This window comes from Bradyrhizobium arachidis (assembly GCF_024758505.1).
GTDB classification, from domain to species: domain Bacteria; phylum Pseudomonadota; class Alphaproteobacteria; order Rhizobiales; family Xanthobacteraceae; genus Bradyrhizobium; species Bradyrhizobium manausense_C.
Genome location: NZ_CP077970.1, coordinates 7,583,724 through 7,609,305 on the forward strand (window position 1 = coordinate 7,583,724; position 25,582 = coordinate 7,609,305).

Here is a 25,582-nt window from a genome sequence, read left to right on the forward strand (position 1 = left end):
CGGAGCTCCGATGACAGCGTTCGCTTTTGCGCAAGGCTCGCATCGATCCGCGTCCTGGAAAACTCATTGACCAGCTGACCGAAGACATCGAAGTCCAGCCAGCCAGAAAGCGAGGCCCACATACGAGCGCGGGCTTGCGTCTCGCGTTCGACCCGTCGCCCGTGATTTTTCCTCGCAGGACAGGGGTGGAGGCCAGCCGCGATGATTCATGTCATGTGCCGCTTCTGATCAAAAGCTGAGGCGATGAGGAAATCATCCAGCTTCCGGCCACCTCGAAGTTGCGGCTTGAGCCATCGCGGTACCCTGCCCCGCCCCGACCAGGTCTCCATCGGGTTGTTCGGATTCCGATACTTCGGACGAACGGGCGGGTATTGGCGGCGCTTACGCTCAAGCCGAGTGACTTCGTGAGCCATTCCGATCTTTCGCAGCCGTTCCTCCAATCTGGCTTTTTCCGCCAACATTGTGTCGCTAAGTTTGGCGGTCACCTCGTCGTGAATTTTCAAAAGCTCGTCAAGCGAGAGCAACTTCAGATGATCGATGTTCATAGCTCCATCCCCCGTTCTAGAGCATTAATCAATCAGGCCCAAGCAGCGGACAAGCCACGGCTTATTAAACGGTCCCGCAATCCACATTTAATTGCAGTAACCAGCAGCGATAAAGGCGAGAGAGCGGCAATTGCGTGACGAGCGCGAAAAACCCGTGGGCGAGAACCAAAACGCGACTGCATTCATAGAGAAGATCCCCTCGACTTCGCAACGCATGGTGTCGCGGCATACGCACGCCACTGCTGCGAACCGTGGTGGGTCGAAAAGTGTTGGCTAAAGACCACGCCAGACTGAAAAGCTTTGATTGCCGACGGCACCCGACCACGAACATAATACCGCGAATATTCATTGCGAGTTGCAGCCACTTCTTTAGAGCTGTGGAGAATATTGAAAACTAGAAGAATTGAGAGCGCAGCTCGCATTTAATCCGACGCAGTGAGTCGGAGTCCATGAAGTGCCGGACATTTGGTTTCCACTTCTCGCGACCGCCATCGTCGGCACGCTCCTTTTCCTCGCGTTCCGACGATAGCCCCGCCGTGTGGCAATGAATCCTCAGCCGCCGCTGAAATCGCGGTTCCCCGCGCGATACCTTTGACTGTGCATAAACAGGAAGGTTCACTTCCAAGACAGGAGGTGGACGTGAATACTTGGTTACTCATTTTTCTAATTGTTTTGAGCGTGAGCATTTTGATCGCACACGCTATCGACGCGATGCGCTCCTGAATCCCCGCTCGTCACTTGTCGTTTGATTGGATTTCTCGTTTAGTTTGATTTCGTGAAGAATGACAGAATCGTGCACTGTCTAATCGTAAGCGCTGCTCCGCGCGAAATTGATCGGCTTAGGGCCTGAGGCTTCTGCTCGCCAAGGCGAGGCAGACTGGTGAGTCGAGAAGCAAGACAAAGGAACGCATTTTTTGTTTTGGCCGTAACGAGGCTAAGGCTGCCTTCGCCCAGCTATGCAAGACGCCAAGCGTTCATTGTTCGATCGCCTAGCGACCCAGTTTGATCTCTCAGAGAGGGGCCCGTGCGCCGCCAACCAGACAGCGAGACTGAATCCGAGCGTGGGCTTGTGCCTTGGCTCACGATCTGTACCGCGCGCGGACTAACATCGACAGATGGCATGACCTGGGCGTCCCGCGGGGGCTCACCCTTCAAACTGCACCAGCTCGCTGCGGCCACGGCTTCCTCGGCGCGCGGCGCTAGCTGTTCCTTTCAGGCTTGCGCTCAAGGATAGCCTCAGTTGGATCGCGGAGGCGCAACGGGTTGCGAAGGAACACCGGATCATTAGCCGAGCACGGCCACCGCGAGGCTGCGCAGCACTCGCGGTATCTTTTGAGAGCTTCGACAAGCGGCCGGCGACCTCCGCCATTCGTTGATTGAGACCGTTCGCCCATTCCACCATCCGCTGCTTCGCTCGCAGACTACAAAACTGGCTTTGTCCGGCCCGGAACACGTCTGGGCGATTCAATTGTTCGTCGCTCGACTTGCGCTTTAGCGTCCAGGACCTTGTCGCCAGCTCGTGCGGCCCGCGGCGGGCGTATCCGGTCCGAAAGGCTGGTGCCCCTCCCGAGCACTCCGATCGGCAGGCCATCTGGACCAACACTGCTGTTTCCTTGAGCCTGTGCTGCCGGTGGGGATCTGTTTCGGGAGGGCGCTGAGCCAATGGCCATCTGATCCTCATTGCTCGTGCCGGTCCCAAGCGCGCCGATCGGCAGTCCATTTTGAGCGTGACCAATCCCGGCATTTCTTGCAGCTTGGGCTGCCGCCCGCGACTTGGCCGGCGTGGCGGGCTGAACGTTCGGATTTGTCGGTTGGCCGTTGGTGCCCTGACTTCCGCCGGTGGCGGCGTCCTTTCGTCCCCATTCCACGCTCTTCTCGACCGGTGATAGTACCCGTTCGTCGAAACGCACCCAACAGTGCGGTCAAGACTTCTGTCCTAAGCGGTCCAAGCGTGCCGCCCATCTCCGGGTGTGGTTATGAAATGACGCGATGGGTCAGAGTGGTAGACGTTGCATCACCATGCGGCGTCTTTGCGGTGATCGAGCTCGCTATCCAGAATTGGGTTCGTTCTGTCAAAACTGAAGTTGAGAAGTCGGTCGCCTATTTCTTCCGGAGTGCCGAGGCACTACGCTTGGCATAGCGTTCGAGAGCGCCCAACTGGCGCAGCCGGTCATCGATCTCCTTGCTACTCCCATTCCCCTCCCACAATTGCGTTTCGATCTCGAAGGTGAGTTTGCCCCGCTCGACCTCGATGCGCCCGATCCGCTCGGACAGCGCTTCCAGGTCGAGGCCTGTGTCGGACGTCGTACCTCCACCATGGTCCTCGAGCGTTGCTGCGAGGCCATGGCGGAGCGCGTTCATCCTGGAACGCGCCTTGCCTGAAATCGTCCGTGGTCCGGTGCTCCGGGCAGCGTTTTTCCTGTTGGCGGCAATCTGCTTCTCGGTAGCCATCAGTTCGCCTCGCGCTTATCGGCCACTTCCGGGCGCGCGCGAGAAACGGCGTTCAGCGTGGCCCTGCGCAGCTCTTTTGCGCGCTCGGCGTCGCGGCGATCAACCTCCTTCAAAAACGTCATCAACTGCTTCTGGGCAGCAATGATCTGGCGATCGATCGGCGCAAGGGAAGGCAGCGCGAGCTGGAATGCCTCGACATCGACCGCGTCCGTTGCATAGCCCACGCGGGTGAAGCGCGCCTCGACCTTGGTCTGGCCCGCCTTGCTTGCAAAATACTCCTTCCTGCTGTCGTAGGCCTGGAATGAGGCGGCGGAGCCGCGCTCGACCACACCATCCGTGAGGCGGATCAAGGCCACGACTGCCTCGGGGCGCATGTGCTGGAGGATCGCGTCGCGAATGCGCTCAAGCCCAATGATACGAAAAGTCAGAATCGTCGCCTGAAGCAGCATGACGAACTCGGCGGCCGAACGCTGACCGCCCTGAACGGCCTGCGCCAATTCGTGGAAGAGCGAGCGGAATTCGCCGGCACTTTCGTTCGGGCCAATCGGCGGATGGGCGAGCTGACTCTGGATGAAGCGCGGAATGGGCAGCGACTGCGGGATCGCCTGCGAGGATTGCTGAACGTTCTCTGCCATGTCTGGGGTCCTGTTCTCGGGCACGCGCCAACGCATGCCCTCAAGAAGACCAAACCAGACTCGGCGGCGGCCGGGGAACTCATTTCTTGTGGGCGAAAAGGGGCAGCGCGAACCGGCAACTCAAGTGAACTCTTCGGCAGCAATTCGCTCGATTGTTTCGATGGTTACGCCGGGCAAACCAACCTCATCAAGGTGTGTTTGCAATGGACCGATCACCTTTTCAAGGAAGGAATAGAATGGCCCGCTTTCGACATAGCGCACGCCGCCGCCCGGCGCATCGATCGGGGTCCGCCGCCGGACGATGCGACCGCCGAAGGTCCTGAAGGCGAGCGCCAGGCTTTCGGCAAGCAAGCGGTTGGCGACATTGCGCGGACGACCACGCTGCCGCCGCTGATTTTCAAGTGCTCTGCGAGCTGCCTTCGCGATGCTCGCCGGTGTCGGCCTCTTCGCTTTCGCCTCGAAACGAACCCGCCGGCGCCCAAACACATCCTGCAAATGCATACCGGGCTTCTCGGAGAGTCGACTGTAGTTGGATACGATGGCCCAGTGCACCTCTGGGGGAAGGCCCTTGATGCGAAACAGCGCCGGATTTCTTGCGATCCGCTCGAGCCAGGCTCGGGCAACGCCGTCAGGGGTCTGATGCGAGCAATGTGCCGCAATGGTCAACGCCGTTGCGATCCTCTCGATTGCAGCCTTTTCCTCTCCTTCGAGAGTCCGCGTCTCATCCGCGGACTGAACCTCTATGTCATAGTTCTCGTAGAAGCCCGTCGGCTGCAAAATTGAGACGGCTCGCGGTGCGAGTGCAGAATAGATCGAACTCCAGATCGACAACCAGCTCGGCGCCGGCCGGTAGGATTCTGGACCGTAACGCTTCGGCATGAGCCATTCCCTCTACTTGTCACTCACTGAACACAGTTCAGGCTCCCCCCTGGTGGTCACATCGACCCTAGGCTTTGCCTCGTGGCAGCGCAAAATACTGGGGATACAGCTTCGAGAACTTGCGCACACGACGAATCAGATGATCATCGGCAAGATGGCAGACCTTAGCGCACCATAGAGACGACGCCAGCAGCAAGCCCATTCGTCAAAAGGAGTTCTAAATGTATTACGCCAGAGCGGCTGCGCTCCGCCTTGATCAGCAACGGGTGTGGCTGCGAACACTGCATAAGTCGCTCCTTGCCGATCTCAACAAATGCGGCTCGGGCCGCACGGCCCCAGCCGAGCTCTCCGGGCGCATCGATAGCCTCCGGCGTACGCTCAGAAAGTCAATGATCGAGAGCATCGAGGTTTCGACTACGCTGATCGAGCGCACGGAGATGTTGAACCTGGGCAGTATGGCTGAGGCAGTCCGCGCACAAACACGTCTTCACCAGGTCCACCGCGATGTTACCAAAACGCTGAGCGAGCTTGACAAGGGCGCCGCGGAGCGGAGTTAGAAGACGAGTTAACGACGTCCCTCGAAAGTCCCCGGCCAAGCCGTAGCAAAGAATGTTACTTGGGTAACGTCAATTGCTACGCGCGCGTGCGGAGTACTTGAAACATAGCCTTCACGAGCGCCCCGCCGAATTGCCTATTGCCATCTTGCGATCGGCCCAGCCCTTGATATCGCCGACCGTCATCGCCTTGAGGAATGGATTGGCGTTGACCAGCTTTTCGCGCGTGGTCCGACCTGTCGCGTCAGCGGCGGCCATAAGGGAAGCAGCATCGGCACTTTCTGCGCTGGCCAAGAGCGCCACGGCGCCCGCCGGTCCCGCGAAATGGGCAAGGTAGAGAGAACCGGGCGTGATTGGCAGACCGCGCTTGTTCAGCATCACGGCATATTCCTCGACCAGCCGTGCTGCGATCTCTCGCGCAAGCTCGGCATCTCGCCGCAAGTCCAACACTTGCTTGTCGGTGCGGCCCTGGATCAGATCGCGTCGGTGCCTTCGAACGGCATCGAGCCATGTGTCATCGAGAAACTGGGCGGCGCCAGTCGCGCTCGACCGCTTGTTCCTTGCATTCGGGTCACCGTTGGACTCGGCTATGACAATGCGCTCGACCAACGCCTTGGCGGCAGTCCTGTCGATCGATTTCCCGTTCAAATGAGCGTCGCGAGACAGGACGAAACTTGCGGCGAAAGCTACACCGATTGCCACTCCAAGAACGAGGGTGATGGATTCCGCCGACAGCCAGTCCCGCGCGGCGACAACCGATCCACGCTCGTCGGGTCGAGGCGGCCGGATCTCGTCGGCACGATTTGGTTGCTCTGACGACCGCGCGAGGAGCCGCGGATTGTCGTCGGCCATCTCGCCGATGAAAGGGAATCGTTGGGCTAGGTCTGGCATCCCGTTGATAGTTTCAATACTTTGAATAGGTCATCGAAGGCACCTGACCGGCAGGGCTTGACCTCCGCGACCGGTTTGGCGCGATTGGCATTCGCAGTTGCCTTGGAAGTTTCCTGTCGAGGCCGAGGTCTGGGCAGCATGACTGCGGATTTTCCTCCGCTTGCGCTGTGTTGCTCGATGATCTTCGAACGCTCTTGCGCAACAATCGGTGTTAGATGCGGCGTAGGCATCGGCTGGCTCGAGGGCTGCGGCGCCTCAAGCATGTGCGGGACTTCGAGCCGGTCTGCCGTCGTCAGCATATCGTGTGAGGCGCGTAATCCGACGGTTGCCTGAGCGGGAGGTTCGCTCATAGGCTTTGTCGTGCGCGGCGGTGTCTCGAATTCCATCACCGCGAGTGTACCGAGGCCAACAAGGATGAGAGCCCCTCTCATCTGATTTCACGCTTTCCGAACGAGAGACCTCGCTCAAAGCCTGCCGGAAATAAGCTCCCGAAAATCGGAGAACGATTGCAAACATCCAATAAGGCGGCTTAACGGCGGAAGTGAACCTGCGGGTGGGGTTAGTGAGAAGATCAGAGACAAGGTTAACGCGGGTCGCGCCGGGCAATCAGCCTCGCTGTCCGGAGGGCTTCAATTGCTCTTACGGTAAGGCCTTGATGGCTGCTCTTCCCTTTTGAGACATGTCGACTGGCGCTGGCGACGTCCGTTCACCGCGAGTGGCCGGAAATCGTCGTGTCAGCGCCAACCGAAGCGAATCGGTGCAAGAGCGCCTTCACCGGCATGCGCCTACGGATCAATCAGGACACCCGGGTTGAGCATGCCCTGCGGATCCAGTTCGCGCTTGGCTGCCCGCAAGGCGGCGACGAAAAGCTCTGGCTGTTGTCGGTCGTACCATGGCCTGAGATCGCGGCCGACGGCATGATGATGCGTGATGGTGCCGCCTGCCGAGATCAGTGCGTCGCTCGCCGCATTCTTGATGGCCTGCCACTGCTCGAGAAGCGCGCCGTGGCGACCAAGGGCATGGAAGGTGAAATAGGGTGCAGGCCCGTCCGGGTAGACGTGGGTAAAGCGGCAGGTGACTTCACCCTTGACGCCAGTCGCTTCCCGAATGGCGCGCTCGGTTGCCGCCTTGACTTTGTCGTGAAAGCTTTCGAACCGCTCCCAGGTGATGAATCGCCTCGTCCGAGTTCCCTAAATGTCGAAGATCATTGACTAAAAACCCGGGCGTGTATGCCCATTGATTTACGCCACAATTCGGAGTTCCATTCCTGGATCTGCTGACGCGAGGCCGTGCAATGCCCGTCGGAGCCAGCGCGAGGGAACAGGCCGCCTATATCCCGAAATGGGTAAACGCGCGGCTGCAATTGCCAGCGGGCGCAGCCTCAGTGGATGCGCGCGATGCGACGGTACTTTTGATTGATATCGCCGGGTTTACGGCGAAGACCGATAGTGCGGCGGGTGACGGCGCCGAGGGCCTCACCTACTTCATCAATGACTGTTTCGCGGTCCTCACCGATGTCATCGTTGCGCACGGCGGCGACATCGTCGCGTTTGCAGGCGACGCCATTCTTGCCGTCTGGGCCGACGGTGACGCGGCCACCACGACCGAACAAGCGGCCCACTGCGGGATTGCGCTCCGAAGCGCGATGGCGGGCTGGCCCCATGGCGAGGGAATTAGTGCGCGCATCGCAGTCGAGACTGGCGAGGTTTTCTTCTGTAAGCTCGGCGGCTGGCGCAACGCTTGGCACTACGTCGCGGTCGGCGATCCGTTTTACAGCATTGGCGCGGCCTACCGACGTGCGGACATCGATGACATCGCGCTTTGCACCAATGCGGCGGCACTGCTGTCCGGATCCGCCGAAACAGAGGCAACGCCGTACGGCGCGCGCCTGCTTCGGCTGAAGCCCGCCGATCATCCCCTTGGACTCGCCGGCCCAGTTCAGGCAGAAATAAGTGCGATCGAAATCCCCTTAGCCGACGCGAACGCCTGGGTCGGTGAATTCCGCGCGCTGACAATAGCGCGGATCGGCCCTGCAGATTTCAAATTCGATTCTGGCTTCCCGGCTCGCCTCCAGGATTTCGTTCTCGAGATCCAACAGATAGCGGAGCGCCTGGAAGGCACGATCCATCAGGTCCTGATGGACGACAAGGGGCTGACGCTCGCACTGGCGTTCGGCCTCGCGCCCTTTGCCCATGAGGACGATCCGTTGCGTGCCGTGGAGGCCTGTCTTCGGATACAGCGGCGGCTGCAAGCAAAGGCCATTCCCATATCCGCCGGGATTTCGACAGGGCGGCTGTTTTGCAGCAATTACGGCGGCCGTCACCAGAAGACATTCGGCATCTTTGGATCGGCGACTAATGTTGCCGCCCATCTTGCGGAAGCCGCGCAAGGCGACATCGTCTGCGACGTGACCACCGCGCAAACCGTCGGACGGCGGATGGCCTTTACCTTGCTGCCGCACTTTCGCATCAAAGGCAGCGGCGCATCGATCCTTGCTTTCAGTCCCGCATTCGCAGGCGACGCGGCCTCGGCCAATCCGAAACGGACCATCATCGACCGCCATAGCGAACGGGCCATTCTCAAGGGATGCCTTGAAGGCACCCGCTCAGGCATCGGCAAGCTTGTGCTCGTGTCGGGCGAAGCCGGCATCGGGAAATCGCACTTGTTGGAGGATTTCGTTGCATCCGCGCAGACGCAGGGCCACTCGGTCTTGTTTAGCAGCGGCACAGCGATCGAAAGATCGACACCGTACTTCGTTTGGCGAACCATCTTGAAGCAGTTGCTCAAGTTCGAAACGTTGAGCGACGGGCCGCGAATCCAGCGCGAGCTGTCGCAAGCCATGTCCGGCCATCCCACGCTCCTGAGCTGGCTGCCATTGCTCGAGGAGATCATTTCGCTCGGCTTTTCGCCATCTGGATTCACCGAGCAGATAGTGGGGTCGGCGCGAGTCAGTGCGATCGAGGAACTCGTCATCTTCCTTCTCCGGCAGTCCGGCTTCCGTATCCTGGTCGTCGAGGATCTGCATTGGTTCGACGGCTCGTCCATCGATCTGCTTGGCGCCGTCACGCGGCGGCTTCGCGAATTCCTCAGCGTCGTCACGCAACGCACCGGTGCGAGTTCCGCGTCGAAAGACGACCTTGGTACCGCGCTCGTACCGTCGCTGCAGCTGCCGCTCAACCGGTTATCCCGCGACGATATCGCCGCGTTGATCGGCCAGCGCCTCAAGTCCACCGAGATTCCCGAGGCGCTAACGCAATATGTCTACGGTCATGCCAGCGGAAATCCGTTCTTTAGCGACGAGCTTGTCCTGGCCCTTCGCGATACCGGCAAGGTCCAGGTTTTGCGCGGCGTAAGTTCTTTCGAGGAGCCGCGGTTTACGGATGCTGGCATATCGCCATCGTCTAGCGTCGAACGCGCGATCGTCAGCCGAATCGACCTGTTGTCACCCGACGACCAGTTCGTTCTGAAGGCAGCGAGCGCCATCGGCGATAGCTTCTCGACGGAAATGCTTGAGCATGTGGTCTACGAGCTTTCCCGGGCCTCCGTCGAGGAGAGCATCCGTCGGCTGATCGAGCACGACTTCGTACAAGACGATCGGGAGACGCCGCCCCATTCCTTTACGTTCCGGCATTCGATTACGATGGACGTCGCGTACAATCTGCTATCATTTGCTCAGCGCAGAACGCTGCACCAGCGTGTCGCGGAGTTCATAGAGCTTCACCATGCGAACGAGCTGCAACCATATTATGCGCGCCTCGCGCGGCATCTGGAACTGGGGAACGAGCCATTGCGCGCGCTCACCTATCTGGAACTTGCCGCCCAACACTCACATAACCATACCGCCAATCGCGAAGCGATCCGCTATGTGGAAAAGCTGTTCGACCTGACGCAACGCGAAGCGATTACGATCGGAAACAGCCGGAAAGCGGCCTGGGAAGTCATTCTCGGCGACGCCTATCATGAGCTCTCGGACTACGACAGCTCGGCCGTCCATTACGAGCGCGCGATGCAGCTTCTTGGCCATCGGCTTCCGGCAAACAGAGCCGAGAGGGTCGGCGCGCTCATTCGCAATGCCGCTACACAGCTCAATTTGCGGCTGTTTGCGGCGGGACAGAAAGAGCTGTCTGAACAAGATAAAGCCGACATGCAACGCATCGCGCATATTCATGAATTTCTGTCGGAGCAGTACTTTCATCAGAACGACTCCCTGGCAGTGCTTAATGGGACCTTGGCCTCATTGAACCTGGCCGAAAAATGCGGCGCGACGTCGGAGACGATTCGCGGCTACAGCGCGCTCGCGCTCGGAATGGGCATGTCGGGGCTTGTCAGTATCGCACGCGCCTACGGAGCGCGGGCGATCCGGCTGGCGGAAGACTATGGCTCACTGCCCGAGATCGCGAGGGTGCGGCTGGTGCTCGGCGTTCTCGATTACGGTCTGGCCGAATGGGACAGCGCCGAGGCGTATGGGGAACATGCAAGGCTGCTTTACGAGCGGCTGGGCGATCGAAAGCGCGCGCAGAATAGCGAGACGATGTCGATATTCATCGCGCTATTGCGAGGAAATATCGCGCGCGCCGACGAGAGGCTTACCAGGCTTTTTGGCGAACTGTCCGACGATTCGCCGCTTCAGATTCGCGCATGGGGTCTTTCCGCCCGGGCACGGATCGGCATCACCACGGGGACTTCCGATGCGGGCTGCCTGGATGAGCTGAGCATCGTAGCGAGCCGGCGATTGCTCCGCACCGAACAGTTGCTTTGCGTCGGCGTCGCAGCGGCGGGTTATCTCGAACGTGGAGAGTTGGATGTTGCCCTGGAGCTTGCGGAGCGGGGACTTGCCATTCTGCAAGAGTGTGGCGTTGTCTGGGGCGGATATGTCTTCGGGGCGGCGGGAATCACCGATGTCTTCCTGACGCATTGGGAGCGCGCATCGGGTGCCGTCCCTTCAAACATCCAAAGCAAGGCGAGGCTGGCGTGCCGGCAGCTCTCCCGGTTGGCTCGAACGTCGCCGATCTGTCGTCCCTACAACCATTTGATGAACGGCCGGTTGTCGCTCCTGACCGGCAAAACGACGCAAGCGCTCGACCACTGGAAGCGCGCCGCCGGCGCGGCTGAGTTCCTGCAAATGCCACACGAGCAGGCGCAGGCGATCTACCGTCTTGGCAACGCGTCCGGCGAAGGCGATCCGCGGCGCGCCTCCCGTCTCGAACAGGCCGCGAGCATCTTTCAGCGTCTTGGCGCCGTCAAAGAGCTCGCCGAACTGAAGCGTGCCCATCCGTCCATAACGACGCAACGGAGCCAAACTTGACCGGACAACGGATCGCGATCGTTGGCGGCGGGATGGCCGGGCTTGCTGCCGCCTTCGCACTTACCCGAAGAGAGTTGTGCCAGTGCTACAAGGTCACGGTCTATCAGATGGGATGGCGAGTCGGCGGTAAATGCGCCAGCGGCCGCGACAAGCAGGGACGCAACATTGAGCACGGTCTGCACATCTGGTTCGGCTTTTACGAGAACGCCTTTCGGATGATGCATGAGGTCTACGACGAATGGGATACGCACGGCGCGCCCAAAATCCCACTGCACGTCCTGCTTTGCCCGCAGGAGTTCACCCCGATCGGCGATGGCGACGTGAATAAGCCGGACGTATACGATGTCGAATTTCCTCCTGACAAGGGCACGATGCCCGGCAAGGGATCGGTCGATCTCAGCATTGGAGCTTGCCTGTCGCGTGCCGTCGGGCTGCTGGGACGCCTTCACGACCATGCGCTTGACACAAATCCGTCACCGGAAGTGGACCTCGACGCCCCTTCGTCGCGCACCCTCGCGCGCGGCAACGATCCGCGACTGGCGTCCGGAATATGGGACAAAGCCAAGATCACGGCAAAAGACTGTCTGGAGATTTCCGCAGTGTGGCTGTCGCGTCTCGACGACGATATGATCTTGTTCGGTCCAGAAGACGTCGAACTCGTCCGCCGAATGCTTAAGAACGCCTCGGATGCCACCAAGCAAATGATCTTTGCGCGACGGCGCGCGGGCGAGCTGCTAAGCCAGGCATTGAGCCTCGCCGAGCCATTCGTATCCGGCGTCATCGCGGACATTCTGATCGAGCAGCGGTCCATTAACCAGATCGACAGCGAGGATTTCCGCCACTGGCTTGTTCGTCACGGCGCCCCGCGCGGCCTTGTCAAACGAACCCCACTGGTGAAGTCGCTTTACGACACCATGTTTCAGTACCCGGATGGCGATATCACCAAGGCCAGCTACGGAGCGGGAACAGCGGTCCAGGTCCTGCTTCGAATGCTTGGAACCTATCGGGGTGCAGTCGCGTGGGAGTTGCAGGCGGGGACGGGCGAGGTGATCGTCGCCCCGCTGTTCGAGTTGCTTCGGCAGCGAGGCGTGCAGTTCAAGTTCTTTCACAAGCTGACCGACGTCCATGTCTCGCCGGACACAAAATGCGTCGAATCGCTGCACTTCGACGTGCAGGCTATTCCGCGGCCCGACTACGAATGGACCACGCGGGTCCGCGGCGGCATGGTGGGCTGGAGCAACCAGCCGAACTGGGATCAGATCGAGGGCAACCCGAACCGCAACGCTGATCTGGAATCGTTCTGGTGCAACGAGAAGGTTGGTATTGATGTGGTCAGGCGTGGCGAGCATTTCGACGATGTCATCCTCGCCGCGCCGCTCGGCACTTTCAAGAAGTTCACCGGCGACAAGAAGGTCGAGCGACGGCCCCGGTCAGCCAACTCATCCCGCCCTGAGCCACCGCGCGAGCCGTTCGACGACCTGTACGAGTACAACACCAGGTTCTGGAATATGGCGGCAAAGCTTCAGCTCGTACCAAGCATTTCGGTTCAGTTGTGGAGCGATCGAACGCTCGTTCAGCTCGGCTGGACCAAGGCAAAGCCGGCGCTTGTATCGGGGCCCGATCCCCTCGATATCTGGGCGGACATGTCGCAGCTGCTGCAATACGAGCCAAGTGGGCCTGCTTCGCTTCATTACCTCTGTGATGTCTTCCCTTCGAAACTGTATGAAGCTCCGCGGACGCGCCCTGGCGTCCAGGCGCTGGCGGATCTAATCGCCCGCCTCAAGACGTTGAAATGGCTGAAGCGTAAGTCGCGGTTCATCTGGCCCAACGTGATGGCTCAAGGCAAATTTGACTGGCGCGTGCTTTTCGATCGCGCAGGGCGCACCGGACCGCCACGGCTCGCGGCGCAGTATATCAAGGCCAATATTGGTCCGTGGGACTGTTGCGTCGCGACGGCGGCCGGCACCAGCGCTTGGCGGCTGAAGACAAACGATTCCGGCTTCGTGCACCTGTATCTGGCCGGAACCTGGATCGACACCGGGTTCAACACCGAATGTGTCGAAACGGCCGTGATCTCTGGCATGCAGGCCGCGCGCGCGATCACCGGCGAGAGCATAGAAATTCCGGGAGAACGCTTCCTTCATCCTTCCCGACAATATCTGAGTGTCTGCGATGTGTTGCGCGGCTGCGCTCACCTCGGCTGAGTGAGGACCAGCATGGCGCGGAAAAAGATTGCAATTCTCGGAGGTGGGGTTGCAGCGCTGAGCTCGGCGTTCGAGCTGACGGAATTGGATCCGCTGCATGAACTGTTCGATATCACGGTCTACACGATCGGATGGCGGCTCGGTGGCAAAGGGGCCGTCGGCCGCGATGAGGCAAAAGGCTACCGCGCCGAGGAACACGGACTTCATATCTGGACCGGGTTCTACGACAACGCGTTCGAACTTGTTGATCGAGTTTACGCCGCGATGGATGGTCTCGGCCTGAGTCCACCGTTCGAATCCCGCGAGCAGGCCTTCGAAGGTCTCGATCGTTCCGTGCTCATGGAGCCGTCGAAACAAGCGTGGATTTCGTGGACCTTCGACATTCCGCCCCATGAGGGAATCCCGGGCACGCCACGCCCCGCGTTCTTCTCCCTTGTCGATTTTCTACGCTCGCTGCTCGAATGCGCGGTGCACCAGACTCGTTCGATCGCCGGATTCACCGACCAATGGCCGCAAGGCGTGGCGCCCTCGTTCATGGCGACCGGGGCTGGAGACGGGCCCTTTGGTTCAGCGCGAGCCAGGATCGATGCGCTACCGCTGGATCCCAAAGCAATCAGCGCGCGCCAAAGCGAGGAACTTCGGACGCTGTTGCGGCTGTCACGCATCCAGCTCCGAAGAAAAGCGAAGTTGGCCAAGATGGCCAGCGATCCGCGCAAGATCGTGGCAGAGATCACATTGACAATTGCGATCGGGATGCTGAAGGACGGCGTGCTGTGGCAGGGCTTCGACTGCATTGACGACTTCGAATGGACCAAATGGATGAAGTCGCGCGGGTGCTCTTCAGAGGCGCTCGACTCGGCCGTCGTTCGCGGTTGCTATGACTACGTATTCGGATTTTTCGGCACGAACCCGTATTCAACAGCGGGCACTGTACCGCGCAGGGACGTCGCGGCTGGCACGGGCACTCGCATTTTGCTGAAGCTGCTCTTTACCTATCGCGGGTCGTTCTTCTACCTATTGAGAGCGACGATGGGCGAATTGTTGTTTGCGCCGCTTTACCAGGTGTTGTCGAAACGCCGCGTCAACTTCGAATTCTTCACCAAGGTCGAACAGATCGGACTTTCCCAAGACAAGGCTTCGATTGAAACTATCGAAACCACCATTCAAGCGACCACCCACTCCGGCAAGGTATACGACCCACTGATCTGGATTGGTCAGGATGAAAAGCTCGCCAGCTGGCCGAGCCATCCTGACTACGCTCAGCTCGTTCAGGGAAATGAACTCAGGAAGCGTCGGATCGACCTGGAATCCGCGTGGACGGATTGGACTGGCGTCCGCCCCCGTACCCTGACGCGCGGTACGGATTTTGACGATATCGTGCTCGGCATTGGCATCGGAGCCTTCGACACGATCTGCAAGGATCTTGTCTACCACAAGCCCAAATGGAAACAGATGGTCGATGCCGTCAAGACGACAGCAACCGTCGCCTTCCAGGCGTGGACGACGGTGGGCATGCGAGAGCTTGGCTGCAAGCACGATCGAACGGCTCTTTCGGGATTCGAATTGCCGCTGGATACCTGGGCCGATCTCAGCCTGATGTTACCCCTGGAGGAATGGCCTCTTCAACATGCTCCTAAGGGGTTGGCATATTTCGTCGGCTGCCTAGTCGATGATCAGGCGGCGCCGACACCTCCATTCAGCGATCACACCTATCCAGCGCGGAAGCTCGCCCAGGAACAGAGCAGCATGCTCGCCTGGATCAAGGCGTATCTCCCCTTCTTGTGGCCAGGTATCATCTATCCGAACGGCACAATTCGGTGGGATCGGTTCTTCGACTATCGCGGCCCTTACGCTCCCCCTACCCAAGAGCGATTCGCCGCGCAATATTCGCGGGTAAACATCAATCCCTCGGACCGATATGTGCTATCGGTTGCCGGCAGCATGTTCAAACGCATGAGAGCCGACGAATCCGGCCTCGATAATCTTTACCTGGCCGGTGACTGGGTTCGTACCGGCATCAATGCGGGTTGTATTGAAGCTTCGGTCATGGCGGGCCGCGCCGCGGCAGCCGCAATTGCAGGAGTACATATTGCCATGCCAAACGCCAACGACTTTGATGACGTTTCGCTGCCGACCGCCCTCCTACCGGCATTCGATTTCCTGCGCAAGGTGGGCACCAACGCCGTCGCCGGCACCGGTGAGATCGAGGCGTTCTGCGTCGTCCAGTCACTGCCGTTTGAGTTCGTCGAAGGCAAGCTGCCCGACGGTCTGGCGCTCTACACTCCCGCCACGCCGCCAGGCAAACTCACGGTCGAGACGCACGGAAAGCAGTACGATCAGAAGGAGAGCGGAACATCGGAGCAGACTACCGAAACGCCTGTGCCGAAAAAGCCCGACACACACGAGATCGTTCTGATCTTTGCACGGCAACGCAATGTGCGCCCCGGATTGGTGCCGTTCGGCGGCGCGCGCTACCTGGAAATCGCCCAGTTGATTCCCGACGTCGTCCACAAGGATTCGCACGTGCTGCCCAACGTCCTGTTCAGCTACATGCCGCATTTACTGGTGGACTCGGTGGCAGCTGTCTTGATCGGCCAGAGGTTTTACGGCTTCAACAAGCAGGTCGCCAACATTCGCGAGGACGGGGATTCCTTCTCGGTGCGGAGCCCCACCGGAACAATCAGGAGCTGGTTCAACCGCGATGGCTTGCCGGGCGGCATCGCCAGCTTTCCAAGGATCGCAACCATTCGCGACAAGCTGCAACAGCCTTTGGTCGGCGTCCAGCCAGATGGCAACTTCATTTACTCCGTGCTGAAATACGGTCTCGCCGGCGCGGTGTTTCAACCGATCAAGGGCTCGATCGAACTTCTCCCCCCGTTCGTAAAAGACAAGCCCTCGAAGCCGATCAGCCTCAATGCAATGACTGAGAGTGGAGCCCAACCTTATCCCTGGGGATTCCGCTTCATGAGTCCCTGGACTCTTACCCTGCCCTTTAACTTCCCGAACTGGGACTCCGGTCCGACGGAAAAAAATCTGGCAAGGGCGACTGGTGAATACAGCAAGGCGCTGTTGGGGCGGCTCCTGGTGCGGCGCTAACCGTCTCCGCGTAACTCCGCTTGCCCGAAGACGGGCCAATAACCTCCAAGCAACGCTGGAGGTTTGATTGGAACCGCCAAAGGCGGTTTAAGGGATGTTAGGACGAGCGATTTATTTTCTTTGGACGGCCGAGATCTTAAGCTCTGCTCCAATTCCCGGTCCGCCAGTTCTCGGATCACTCCTCATCCCGACCGATGGTCGCGACAAAATATCCGCGAACCCAGAATCTGTAGGCCGAGAAAAATCTGCTTCGCCTTCTCGTTGCAGCGGATGCAGGGATCGACCGGACCTTTGGGCGCGGGCTCGAGAATTCGACCGTTGCGGTGCTCGAAAAACTCGCAAGGGCGATGCATGCCCCCAATACGGAGCTCTTCGCGACGCCCATTCGGGGTGAACTACCCCCGACCTCTGCCAGGAGGAAGCAGGCGCTTGAAGTAGCGCGCGCAGCCGCCAAGCCTGAGCGAGAGCCGTCAGGCATTGCACGTTAGCGCGACGGGCTGCGTAGTCGGACTCCCGCGCCACCGCCATTCTCGTCGATAAATTCAACGCCGGCATCCTCCAATGCCCTGCGAATGGCGCGGTCATTGGCAGCGGTTAACGAAGTCGCTCCCTCGGTGACTTCCGCCCTCCGAACGGTATTTGCCCCGAGCGCCGACGCCCGCGCCAACTCCTCGGCACTCCATCTCAAGAGCGCTCGCGCCGCGCGAATTTGAGCTGCGAGTAGAGGAGGCTCATCACCCTTGACGTTATTGCCCATGTGGGTTATTTTACACCATATGATCTATTTTGATCATGGAATTTCAAATTAGGAGGCACACGGAATGGATACGCGAGTCCCAGCAAAGGTACACCCCGATCGCCGAACGTTTGTCGGTGGATCCGACGCACGGATCATCATGGGAGACGATCAGGACAAGCTGATCCGGCTTTGGCGTGAGAAACGCGGTGAAGTCTTGCCTCAGGACCTAAGCGGCGACCTGATCGTCCAGCTCGGCAGCATCACCGAAGACCTCAACCGAACCTGGTACGAGCGCACCAGCGGCCACACGGTCGAGGACGTGCAGCGGAAAGTTCGGCACCCGATCCACAAGTGGATGGGCGCAACGCTGGACGGCCGTGTTCAGCAGACCGGGGCAGTGTATGAGGCCAAGTTCATGCTGCCCTGGAATTTCTCCGAGGAAGCGGCGGCCGACAAACACATGGCGCAACTTCAGCACAACATGTGGGTGATCGCAGCGCGCTCGGCCGTTCTTTCCATCATCACCGGCGGCGGCAAATGGGTCGAGATCACCGTGCATGCCGACCCGCTGTATCAACATCTTCTCCTGACCGCGGAAAAAAATTCTGGCGCTGCGTGCAGACCGGTGAGCCACCTGCCCTGTTCGGAATCGAGACCCCACGCCCGCGGCTCGAGGCCATCAAGATCGTCGACATGGCAACATCCAACTCGTGGGCCGAACTGGCCGCGACGTATCTCCGCACACGGGAAGCCCATGGAGACCACGAGCTGGCCAAGGCGGACCTGAAGAAGCTCATGCCAGAGGACGCCAAGGAAGCGGTTGGCCACGGCATCAAGGCCAAGCGGTCGAAATCAGGTGCAATCAGCTTTGAAGCTCTTTCAGCGGAGATCAACCATGCATCAGTCCAGTGAGCGGATCGGCACCATCGCGGCCGCCCTTGCAAGAGCGCAGGCAGAACTGATCAACCCCGAGAAGACGCTCACGGCGACGATACGCTCGCCCTTCCCGAGAGAAGAGGATCGAACATTCCGCTATGCATCGCTGGCCAGTGGCCTCGATATAGTGCGGAAGACGCTGAGCCAGCAGGAAATTGCGACCATCCAGACGACACGCATTGCAGGCGGAACGGGACAGATCCACCTCACTACCCTGCTCGCCCATTCATCAGGGGAATGGATTTCCTCGGACTTGCCGGTGTGCTCAGGCAAAGATGTCGAAGCGCCTCATCGGATGGGAGCGGCGCTGACGTATGCTCGCCGCTATGCCCTGTTCGCCTTGGTCGGGATCGCTGGAGAGGACGATCTGGACGCACCAGATGCGAGCGGCGGCCGTCCGGCTGACACCGAGCCACAAGCCACCCCACGAGGGAATGGAAAGGCACCTAAGGTCGTCTTGAACCGTTCCCCGGTTCTGCCGCCCGAACACTCCGCCGAGTTGCTAGAGCGGCTGCTCGGCGAGCTAGCCTCCCAACAGGACGGCGACGGCCTGCTCGACTGGGCCAAAGCCAGCATCCCCTTGAAGAACACGCTCCTGGCGGCGGACGCTCACATTCTCGAGGCCGCCTACCAGAAAAGGTTCGAGGAAGCCGCCCTTCCCGAACTCAATGTAGCAGAACAAGGGCCAGCCGCATCGATCGAGAAAGCTCCCGGGGAGCAGCATCGGTCGGGATTCCAGGTAACTGCTGACCCTACCCAAGAAGACCAACAGGGCCTCGCCTTTCCGAAGGAGCCTCCTCGAAAACGCAGCAAGGTGCACCTTGCCTTCGTTCGCAGCCAAGCTTGTCTGGTATGCAAGAAGGCCCCGACTGATGCCCACCATCTGAAGTTCGCGCAGCCACGAACACTTGGACGCAAGGTCAGCGACGAATTCACCGTCCCGCTTTGCCGATCTCACCATCAAGACCTGCACCGTCACGGCAACGAGAGAGCGTGGTGGAGCAATATGCAGATCTCGCCGCTCCCGATTGCCAGGGAATTGTGGAGCACAAGCCCGGTTCATGCCGATGGCGAAGCAAGCATGACCAATCAAGATCCTGCACTATCAGCCGGGCTGGAGGCACCGCGTCCATGAACGGGCCTTTTGACAGCCGCCAACCACAAACGTTCACCGCATTGCCCATGGAATTCGCTTTATGTCCTGCACCCCAGCCGCTGCCTGGAGAAAGCCTAGACCACCATCACGCACTTCAGGCGGCGATCATCAGCTTGACCTGATGACGCCCTTTATCGTCTACCCAACGGCCCTCGTGACCTCGCAGCGCGTTGAGCTTGATCACAACGCGCTTCAACCCGCTAATACCCTTCTGACAAGGACCGCATCCGATCGCGACGAGAAGTCGAAATATTAATCAGTGATTAACCAGCTTCACCTTAAGTTCCAATTGCGGAACTCGTGCCTTGTGCCGCTTGCATTGGGCCCCGTGTATGTTTTGCCGATTTTTCATGACCGCCATTAGTGTCGCCAGTCTACTCGCAGGCTGCACAACCGCGCCATCAACCCTCAGCAATTCAATCGGATGGGATGGATTGGGCCGCAATCCCAATCTATCTTTTAGCACGACGCGCGCACAAAACCCTTCCATTTCACGCGACCCCAACAAAGAACGTGAGAGGGTATTACTCGCCCTTCGTCCTTATTCAGAAGCCTGGTGGGGCGTGCACGACGACATCGAAGCCGAAAACGATCGGAAGCTCAGTACCAGGCTGGTGATTTGTCGCGGCTGCCTTGCTCGCTCGCAATCTCAAGACGTAACTGGATCTATCTCTGGACGACAGGGGACGAAGTGATTTGAGCCATCATTCGCCTGCCTCAGCGAGCCGGTATCACGCGTGAGGGCCAACAAAACCGCGCTGTTGGCAAAAGCTTTCAATGCATATCGCCTGAACCGTTCGACAAAGTTCTCGCCTCTTCAGGCCCTCCAGCTTATGCCACCGCAGCCCTCACCTGGATCCGAAAGCTATGCAACAAACAAATAATCCAGTTCACCAAGATGCGTTACGCCCACAATCGTAAGCTTATCGACTCCTCCAGCGTAATGAACGGCCACTCGTCTCCTTCAACAGTCAGATACGCGCTTGCGTCATAACCCTTGAAAAGTAACTTGTCGTGCTCGGCGGTTGAGCTTGTACATACATCGAAGTCGGCGATCGTATCGTGCTCGCTTCCTTTGCCATAGATGAAGGTGTCGTTACCTCCATCTCTAAACAGCCAATCATGGCCTCCTGCCCCGTCGAGAATGTCATGCCGCTTGCCCCCACCATTCGGTTTGCAAGATCGTTTCCAGTTCCGGTCATGCCCACCTGCATCAGACTTAGATTTTCGACGTTTGGCTGGAGCGTAGGCCTGTTCAACGATCTTCGTAGTGCGATCGTAGACGACATAAGTATCGTCCGCTGCCCGCGCGTTCCGACCCGCAGACCATTTCCTTCGGCCCGTGCTGCTGGCAGCGAGCTGTTTCGGGTGGACGACGAGATCATCTGATCTTCATTGCTCGTGCCGGTCCCGCCCCGATCGGCAGGCCATTTTAGCGTGGCCAACCTCGGCATTCCTTGCGGCTTGTGCTGCTGCCCGCGAGACTGGCGGCGGTGCCTTTCGTCTTCCATTCCCGGAGGCTGGCAATGTGAAGGTGCCTCGATCGGTTGCCCCCGCCGCGGCATTACTCTCGCCACTAGACGGAAAGCTGTACGTCAACGGGGGCCTCGGAACTTCAATGGTTGCGTACCAATTTCGGATTATTGTCGCCGCACGTTGTGTCAATGTGCTGGGATGCACCACAAGCCGCTTCCCACATTGGACCCAAAAGGCTGATCAGTTCAGAACCGAACCCTGAACTATTGCGAACCAACTAGGTCAGCGCATGCTCGTAGAGATACTCGCTTAGATCGGGATGGCGTCAAGTCCACACACGCTACCGGCTATATGCGCAGCTCGGCGCTTGGACAAATCCAGCTGCCGTAAACTGAGCCCTCAGTAAGCGCGACGAAGCACTGGCCCCATCGGCGCGCAGACGCGGTCCAGGTACCAGCCATAGGGCGTCTCAACCCGGACGAGCGGACAGCGGCGCCACGGCACATAACGGTTGGGGTAGGGCTGGGCCCAGAAAGTCACCGGCGTCGCCTGGCTCTCGCCCGCGAGAAGTGCCGCCGTGCCGGGCATTTGCATGCCGGCGTTTGCACAACCCACCGCGCAGAAGGAAGCGGCCATCACCAAAACGCCGAGCCGCGCAACCATCTTGAACATTCGTAAAGCTCCCTTGCCCCAAACCGGGAACCCTCCTCGTCGAGCCGCGCAAGTTCCAAGCTTGGTGCGTCCCCGGCAGAAGGAGATTCCGTGAATCACCCTAGACACGGCCTAAAATAGCTTAGCCAGACTACCAACTCCGGAGGCACGAACGCAACCGATCCAGAGCCCGGATTTCGGAATTGGGGCGATATGGCACGCAACTGTGGCTTCCGGGCCCCTAGTTCTCCCCGTTCCACGCCCCTGGTGCGGCAAGATCGGGAGAACGACGGTAAGCGTCACGAAGGAATTGGTAGTTGACCGTTTGGGCGAGGGGCACCTCCTCTTCGCCCAGCTTCGCGAAGATTAGGATATCACGAAGGGTCCGCCACCGGCTTTCGTCGTAATCCGCGATCCGACCGCCAATCGGCAAGACGAGGCTCCGCTGTTGCTCCAGCTCGAATCTCAAGCGATCGGAATTTAGCTTCTGCGGGTCAAAACCAGCGAGAACAGGCACGCTGCGTTCATAGTTGGCGTAGACAAATTGCCAGCCTCGGATGAGGCCCTGGAGAACGTCGGCTATAATAGACGGTCGATCACGGATAAGATCGTTGCTGGCGAAATACACTAGCGCTGGGACGTGAATGCCATATTCCTGCGGCTTGATGACGTTGAGCCGGACGTAGTCAGGGCCAGAAGGATTCGGCTGATCATTAATGGCCGCGATGATTGCATCCACTTCGCCGGCGCGAAGCGCATCGAAGCTGTCACGATCGGCCAGCTTTGTAATCTGGCTGCGCGGCAACCCGAGCTGGGCCATCATCGCATCGAAGACCACCTCCCCCTCAGCACCCTTTTGGTAGCCGACACGCCTGCCGATCAGATCGGCCGGTCGGCGCAGCCCGGAGCTTTCCAGGGTAAAGATGCCGATAGAGGTATCCAGAAAGCTTGCCCCGAAAGCGGTCACGGGTACGCCACGCCAAGTCGCCAGCAGAAACTTCTGGCCACTTGCTACGCCGATGGCATGTTCCCGCGCGACCGTCTCGACGAAGGTGGGGTCATTCGGATGGGGATGGAATGTGATCGGGGTCGCGAAAAACCCCTGCTTGGACGCGGCCAACTCCCCGGCAAAGCGCGAGCCGTGTGGCCCATCTAACAGGACGCTCGCTTGGAGGGGGACTGCCGCCGGCTGCCGATGCGGCGCCGAATCGGGGCGCAGCACAATGATAGCCGCGCCCAGCATGGCAACCGCTGCAAGGCCCATGGCCATGAACAGATGGGTCTTTCGTCGGTACCGGCGCCGCGACTGAGGCACAGAGAGAGCCTCCCAAATGAATCGTGAAACTGATATATCGGCGAAGGTACAAGATGCGCTACAATCCACCCGCTGGGGTAAGGTTACTTTTTCCTTTGCCTTGTGTTGATTGCGATTTGGGCTGATAGCTCGGCCCATTGGAATACTGAATATTGATATTTGTGGGCTTGGGGTACGATGACTATTTTGTCGGCTCGACCGGCGGTAGCTACTGATCCTGCAGCGGAAATTCGCGCTCCGGGGTCGAATTCTGCCACACGTCAAAGTTCAGCGCTTAGCTGGATGCGACCTATAGTCGCAGAACGCATCGTCATCTGTGTCGATATTGCACTTGTCATCGTCAGCGCCATCGGCTGCGCGGTCGGCTACCACCTTGCGACCGCCAGCGCAGTCGGAAAGGTGGCCATCTACGCCGCGGCGAGCACGCTGGTCGCGATCAATTTCGCGTTGCTGATCACGGTCCAGGATGGCTATCGCCTGAAGACCATCACCAACCTGCCACGCACCTTCCGCATGACGCTCGCGACCTGGACGGGCGTCTTCGGCGCTCTGCTGGCGGTCGCCTTCACCATGAAGGTCAGCAACGAATTTTCTCGCGCCTCGACGATTTCGTTCTACCTAGTCGGCCTTTCTGTGCTGCTGATCTGGAAGGCGGTCGCTGCGCGCTGGACGTCGCATGCGCTGCGCACCGGTGCCTTTGCCAACAGCCGCGCGATCATGATCGCCGAATTCGGCCTGCCGGCGTCCTCCCACGCGATGATCGACATCGCGCAGCACGGCTACCGGCTGATGCGGATCATGGAGATCCGCTCGAAGGAGCTCGCTTCACCGCTGTTACTCTCGACCATGGCGCCGCGCTTGGACGAGCTGATCGCCTACGCTCGGGAGAACCGGATCGAGCACGTCTTCCTGCTGATGAACTGGAGCCGGCAGCATGCGATCGACAGCATTCTGGACGCGCTGAAAATCCTGCCCATTCCGGTGCATCTGGTGCCCGATGTGCATGCCGCGCGTTTCCTGCGTTATCCGCTGCAAAGCACCGGCAACATCTGGACGGCGGAGCTGCGGCGCGCTCCGCTGTCCTGGAAGGAGCGCACGCTCAAGCGCATCTTCGATCTGGCAGGCGCTAGCCTCGCACTGATCGTGTTCGCGCCCGTGATGCTGGCGACCGCAGTCCTGATCAAGCTGACCTCGAAGGGCCCCGTGTTCTTCCGCCAGACCCGCAATGGCTTCAACGGGGCCGCCTTCAAAATCTTTAAGTTCCGCACCATGCGCGTGCTCGAGGACGGCCCGACCATCCGGCAGGCCGAGAAAAACGATCCGCGCGTCACTCGCACCGGCAAATGGCTGCGCAAGACCTCGATCGACGAGCTGCCGCAGCTGTTCAACGTGCTGAAGGGCGACATGTCGCTGGTCGGCCCCCGCCCTCACGCCGCCGCCCACAACACCGAATACGAGCGGATCATCGGCAACTACGCTTTCCGCCACCATGTGAAGCCCGGCATCACCGGCTGGGCCCAAGTTAATGGTTACCGCGGAGAAATCAGCGCGATCGAGCTGATGCAGAAGAGAGTCGAGCTCGACATCTGGTATATCAATAACTGGGCCGTCAGACTTGATCTTAAGATCCTGCTTCTGACGGTAGTTACAAGCTTACGCGATCCAAACGCATACTGAAAATCAATAGAGGCTGCGGCTGAGGGGCCAATGGAAAAAAGCATTCTAGTCTTTGGTGGCTCCGGTTTCGTCGGAACGCATCTGTTACGTAGGTTACGACAGACCGCCACAGCCAGAATTGTGAGCGTCGATTTACGAACGCCTACCGCACCTGTTTCTGGCGTGGAATACAAGATCGGTGATGTCCGCGACCTCAGGAACTTTGATGCGCAAGACGAGATCGCAACCATCTACAATCTTGCCGCGGTACACCGCACACCTGGGCATCCCGACCACGAGTACTATGAGACCAACGTCGGAGGAGCCATTGAGATCGCGGCACTGGCCAGACGCAAGCATGTGCAGCAAATCGTCTTCACCAGTTCGATTTCCGTGTATGGCCCTGGTGAAGATATCAAGCTGGAAGATACCCCTCCTGCGCCGAGCTCTAGCTACGGCAGATCGAAGTTCCTGGCCGAACAGGTGTTTCGAGGATGGATGACAGAGAACGGGGATCGAAAGTTAGTCATCAGCCGACCAGCGGTCGTTTTCGGGGTAGGAGAAAACGGAAACTTTACCCGGCTAGCAACTTTACTGCAGAAGGGCTTCTTTGTTTATCCGGGCCGACGCGACACGATCAAGGGCTGCTTCTATGTCGAAGATCTGATCAAAGCCATCGAATTTGCCCGATCGTGTCCGGAACGTTTCGTCTTGTTCAACGCGTGTTACCCGGATCGCTATACGATTGAGGACATTGTTACGGCGTTTCGGACAACTTACTTCCCCAATGCGAAAGAGCTTCTGCTTCCGCAATCTGCGGTGAAAGCTGCAGCCGCTATTCTCAGGCCGTTCTCGGCGATCGGCCTTGGTATTCATCCTGATCGCGTTATGAAGCTCGTCAAGTCTACCGACGTCGTCCCTGGCTGGCTGCTGTCCAAAGACCAAGCGCCACTCGGTCAGCTGCAATCGGCATTACTGCGTTGGCGGAACGATTCATCCGGATGCTTCACGTAACACTTATACCGATTACTTGCTGAATTGCGCCTCTGATCCCGACCAAAGGCTACAGCTTGCTTTTTATTATGAAAAACAG

15 protein-coding genes and 1 pseudogene are annotated in these 25,582 nt (G+C 59.3%); 9 read left to right on the forward strand and 7 right to left on the reverse strand.

Going from position 1 to position 25,582, the window contains the following annotated elements:
* Positions 1–206: 206 nt before the first annotated feature.
* The 4 genes from KUF59_RS35115 to KUF59_RS35130 all read right to left on the reverse strand — a co-directional run bounded on the left by KUF59_RS35115 (position 207) and on the right by KUF59_RS35130 (position 4,510).
* Positions 207–545 carry an H-NS histone family protein gene (locus KUF59_RS35115; protein ID WP_212461246.1) on the reverse strand — a complete coding sequence of 113 codons (339 nt, stop codon included), beginning with the start codon at positions 543–545 and terminating at the stop codon, positions 207–209.
* Between the two features lie 2,100 nt (positions 546–2,645).
* Positions 2,646–2,996: a hypothetical protein gene (locus KUF59_RS35120; RefSeq protein WP_258767762.1), complete on the reverse strand. Its 351-nt coding sequence runs from the start codon at positions 2,994–2,996 to the stop codon at positions 2,646–2,648.
* Positions 2,996–3,631, reverse strand: a complete 636-nt coding sequence (locus KUF59_RS35125) for a hypothetical protein (protein ID WP_258767763.1) — start codon at positions 3,629–3,631, stop codon at positions 2,996–2,998. Before KUF59_RS35125 ends, KUF59_RS35120 begins: the two co-directional genes overlap by 1 nt.
* Before the next feature lie 120 nt (positions 3,632–3,751).
* The gene (locus KUF59_RS35130; RefSeq protein ID WP_258767764.1) at positions 3,752–4,510 is read right to left on the reverse strand and encodes a hypothetical protein; all 759 of its coding nucleotides are present in this window, start codon (positions 4,508–4,510) and stop codon (positions 3,752–3,754) included.
* 221 nt (positions 4,511–4,731) lie between these two features.
* Between KUF59_RS35130 and KUF59_RS35135 the strand changes: the two genes are divergently transcribed.
* Positions 4,732–5,067, forward strand: coding sequence for a hypothetical protein (locus KUF59_RS35135; RefSeq protein ID WP_258767765.1), 336 nt, complete (start codon positions 4,732–4,734; stop codon positions 5,065–5,067).
* Between the two features lie 111 nt (positions 5,068–5,178).
* On the opposite strand, the gene KUF59_RS35140 is transcribed toward KUF59_RS35135, so the two are convergent.
* Positions 5,179–5,916 (reverse strand): lysozyme family protein, encoded by a 738-nt coding sequence (locus KUF59_RS35140; RefSeq protein WP_258767766.1) that lies wholly within the window; start codon positions 5,914–5,916, stop codon positions 5,179–5,181.
* A gap of 770 nt (positions 5,917–6,686) precedes the next feature.
* Between KUF59_RS35140 and KUF59_RS44550 the strand changes: the two genes are divergently transcribed.
* The 6 genes and pseudogenes from KUF59_RS44550 to KUF59_RS35175 all read left to right on the forward strand — a co-directional run bounded on the left by KUF59_RS44550 (position 6,687) and on the right by KUF59_RS35175 (position 19,370).
* Complete coding sequence (locus KUF59_RS44550) at positions 6,687–7,166, forward strand: hypothetical protein (RefSeq protein WP_475647867.1); 480 nt, start codon at positions 6,687–6,689, stop codon at positions 7,164–7,166.
* Positions 7,167–7,249: 83 nt separating this feature from the next.
* Complete coding sequence (locus KUF59_RS35150; RefSeq protein WP_258767767.1) at positions 7,250–11,260, forward strand: AAA family ATPase; 4,011 nt, start codon at positions 7,250–7,252, stop codon at positions 11,258–11,260.
* Positions 11,257–13,464, forward strand: coding sequence for an NAD(P)-binding protein (locus KUF59_RS35155; protein ID WP_258767768.1), 2,208 nt, complete (start codon positions 11,257–11,259; stop codon positions 13,462–13,464). Before KUF59_RS35150 ends, KUF59_RS35155 begins: the two co-directional genes overlap by 4 nt.
* A 12-nt stretch (positions 13,465–13,476) precedes the next feature.
* Positions 13,477–16,560 carry an NAD(P)-binding protein gene (locus tag KUF59_RS35160; protein WP_258767769.1) on the forward strand — a complete coding sequence of 1,028 codons (3,084 nt, stop codon included), beginning with the start codon at positions 13,477–13,479 and terminating at the stop codon, positions 16,558–16,560.
* A gap of 821 nt (positions 16,561–17,381) precedes the next feature.
* Positions 17,382–18,211: pseudogene (locus KUF59_RS35170) on the forward strand (YqaJ viral recombinase family protein).
* Positions 18,195–19,370 (forward strand): ERF family protein, encoded by a 1,176-nt coding sequence (locus KUF59_RS35175; RefSeq protein WP_258767771.1) that lies wholly within the window; start codon positions 18,195–18,197, stop codon positions 19,368–19,370. The pseudogene KUF59_RS35170 and the gene KUF59_RS35175 overlap by 17 nt, the downstream one beginning before the upstream one ends.
* A gap of 1,896 nt (positions 19,371–21,266) precedes the next feature.
* Here the strand turns inward: KUF59_RS35175 and KUF59_RS35185 are convergent.
* Both KUF59_RS35185 and KUF59_RS35190 read right to left on the reverse strand, forming a co-directional pair.
* On the reverse strand, positions 21,267–21,539 hold the full coding sequence (locus KUF59_RS35185; protein WP_258767773.1) for a hypothetical protein: 273 nt from the start codon (positions 21,537–21,539) through the stop codon (positions 21,267–21,269).
* 220 nt (positions 21,540–21,759) lie between these two features.
* Positions 21,760–22,788, reverse strand: a complete 1,029-nt coding sequence (locus tag KUF59_RS35190) for an ABC transporter substrate-binding protein (protein WP_258767774.1) — start codon at positions 22,786–22,788, stop codon at positions 21,760–21,762.
* A gap of 327 nt (positions 22,789–23,115) precedes the next feature.
* Between KUF59_RS35190 and KUF59_RS35195 the strand changes: the two genes are divergently transcribed.
* Both KUF59_RS35195 and KUF59_RS35200 read left to right on the forward strand, forming a co-directional pair.
* On the forward strand, positions 23,116–24,510 hold the full coding sequence (locus KUF59_RS35195) for an undecaprenyl-phosphate glucose phosphotransferase (protein ID WP_258767775.1): 1,395 nt from the start codon (positions 23,116–23,118) through the stop codon (positions 24,508–24,510).
* 30 nt (positions 24,511–24,540) lie between these two features.
* A complete protein-coding gene (locus KUF59_RS35200; RefSeq protein WP_258767776.1) occupies positions 24,541–25,503 on the forward strand; it encodes an NAD-dependent epimerase/dehydratase family protein in 963 nt (320 codons plus the stop codon).
* Positions 25,504–25,582: the final 79 nt, after the last annotated feature.